The sequence below is a fragment of the uncultured Wocania sp. genome (assembly GCF_964021735.1).
GTDB lineage: Bacteria > Bacteroidota > Bacteroidia > Flavobacteriales > Flavobacteriaceae > Wocania_A.
In genome coordinates, this window is the sequence record NZ_CAXIBN010000275.1 from 1 (window position 1) to 2,405 (window position 2,405).

General features: G+C 32.4%; 3 protein-coding genes. All 3 read right to left on the reverse strand.

What is annotated here, in order from left to right:
* Positions 1 to 62: 62 nt before the first annotated feature.
* A complete protein-coding gene (gene fsa / locus AADI82_RS14895; RefSeq protein ID WP_034045191.1) occupies positions 63 to 716 on the reverse strand; it encodes a fructose-6-phosphate aldolase in 654 nt (217 codons plus the stop codon).
* A gap of 198 nt (positions 717 to 914) precedes the next feature.
* Positions 915 to 1,340: a hypothetical protein gene (locus AADI82_RS14900; protein ID WP_341217201.1), complete on the reverse strand. Its 426-nt coding sequence runs from the start codon at positions 1,338 to 1,340 to the stop codon at positions 915 to 917.
* 135 nt (positions 1,341 to 1,475) lie between these two features.
* Positions 1,476 to 2,279, reverse strand: coding sequence for an SDR family oxidoreductase (locus tag AADI82_RS14905; protein ID WP_341217202.1), 804 nt, complete (start codon positions 2,277 to 2,279; stop codon positions 1,476 to 1,478).
* Positions 2,280 to 2,405: the final 126 nt, after the last annotated feature.

Here is a 2,405-nt window from a genome sequence, read left to right on the forward strand (position 1 = left end):
AAAAAAGCCTCAACTTCTATTAAGCTGAGGCTTTTTTATACCAGAAACCAAATATGTTTTGTTTAGTTTCCTTTTTTATAATCTTCTAAAAACTTAGCCAAACCAATATCGGTTAAAGGATGCTTTAATAACCCTTCAATAGAACTTAGTGGCCCTGTCATAACATCGGCACCTAATTTTGCACAGTCAATAACATGCATCGTATGACGAACAGAGGCTGCTAAAATTTGAGTATCAAAATTATAGTTATCGTAAATATGTCTAATTTCTGCAATTAAGTTTAATCCATCGGTAGAGATATCATCTAAACGACCAATAAATGGCGATACATAAGTAGCTCCCGCTTTTGCTGCTAATAATGCTTGACCAACAGAAAACACCAATGTTACATTCGTTCTAATGCCTTTTTCTGCAAAATATTTACAAGCCTTAACACCATCTTTAATCATTGGTAACTTTACAACTATTTGGTCGTGTAATTCAGCTAAAGCTTCGCCTTCTCTAACCATGCCTTCAAAATCTGTCGAAATAACTTCGGCACTTACATCTCCATCAACAATATTACAAATATCAACATAGTGCTTTAAAATGTTATCGTGTCCTGTAATACCTTCTTTAGCCATTAAAGATGGGTTTGTGGTAACTCCATCAAGCACACCAAGGTCTTGCGCTTCCTTTATTTGATTTAGATTTGCTGTGTCAATAAAAAATTTCATTCGTATATATATTAGTTGTGTTTTATGCTTAGAGCGTTACTCTCTACTACAAAATCATTCAAGTGAAGCCATCCTTTTACAAAAAGTAAAAAAGGATGCCATTACTATCGTTAACGCCCTGCAAATTTACAACTTTATAATACTTCAAAAATTATTTTTTAATTAAAATATATTAACAATTGAGTATGATATAAACTGTTATTTAATGGCAATGGTATAAGTTCTTGAAGTACTATCGCTACATAACGAATCATCGTACCTTTCATTACCATCTTCATCGTAATAATAACCGTCTGGTGGATCGACATCTAAATACACCGTAAAGGTATATCTACCGGCTTTGGTGGGTGTGCCCTCAATAAACACTTCTCTGTAATCTATAATCACATCTAAACCATCGGGAATGTTACCGCGCACATCAAAATAATAATTGTATGCATTGTCTTGTGGCTCGTTTTTAATTTCGGCATAAATCTTTTCAGAATAATATTGATTAACTCCACCAAAAGCTAGTTTTTCATCAGATAAAACAGGACGTACATTAATAATGCAGTCTACAACATTTTCGCAATTGGTAAATGTGAAAAAGGAAATAAAAAGCATGGTGAGTAATGATTGTCGCATGATGAAAGATTTTAGAAACAATCAATATCAAATAATATACCATAAAAAATAATTAAGCTTTTATATATTATTTTACTTTGATTAAAAACTAATACAAATTTTATAAATGACTTTTGATTTATTGCCCAAAAATTTTTAAAGTTTATAATGATTCATTAATAGTTTTTCATAAACTTTATCTGGAAGGATTCTTTTAAGCACAATAGAAAATTTTTGCATAAAATCTCCTACTTTATAGTGCCCTTTTGGGGTTTTACTATTTATAATTTTAAGAATAGCTTTAGCCATCATATTTGGGTTACTACCAGAATTAACGTGCTCATTCATTAATTTTAAAGTATTGCCGTACGGCTTTTTATAAGGCGACTCGTTTAAAAGTGGTGCGTGATAACGACCAGCTGCAATGTTAGTAGCGAAATCTCCAGGTGCGACATTAGTCATATTTATATTAAAGCTTTTAAGTTCCATTCTAAACGCTTCGGTTAAAAGTTCTAAAGCACCTTTACTTGCGCTATAAATACCGCGATACGGCAACCCCATGTACCCCGCAATAGAGGTTACATTTATTATTAAGCCCGATTGTTGTTTACGCATTTGTGGCAAAACGGCTTTAATAACATTTATGGGACCAAAAAAATTGGTATCGAAATTGGCTTTAATTTCTGTTTCTGGAATTTCTTCAATAGGTCCTGTAATGCCTGCGCCTGCGTTATTAATAAGGATGTCTAATTTACCTTCTGTTTTAATAATAGTGTTTACGGTTTTGGTAATGGTATCTACCTTTTTAACATCTAACTTTAGTATAGAGAATTTACTATCAGTATAATTTTCTGGACTTCGGCTCGTACCATAAACTACAAATCCTTTTTGGGTTAAATACTCTCCTACCGATTTTCCTATTCCTGAAGAACCTCCAGTTATTAAAACAACTTTAGACATAAAAATTGAAATTACAATAATAAAGCACCAAATTACAAAATTGAAACGATAAGAAGACTTAAATTTAGCGCACAAAAAAAGGCAAGCTACCTACATCACACCGCTACGACCATTTACCTTTGCTGC

Excerpts from the sequence above, each read along its gene's own strand:
- fsa (WP_034045191.1), bottom strand. The coding sequence starts at position 716 with ATGAAATTTTTTATTGACACAGCAAATCTAAATCAAATAAAGGAAGCG.
- AADI82_RS14900 (WP_341217201.1), bottom strand. The coding sequence starts at position 1,340 with ATGCGACAATCATTACTCACCATGCTTTTTATTTCCTTTTTCACATTT.
- AADI82_RS14905 (WP_341217202.1), bottom strand. The coding sequence starts at position 2,279 with ATGTCTAAAGTTGTTTTAATAACTGGAGGTTCTTCAGGAATAGGAAAA.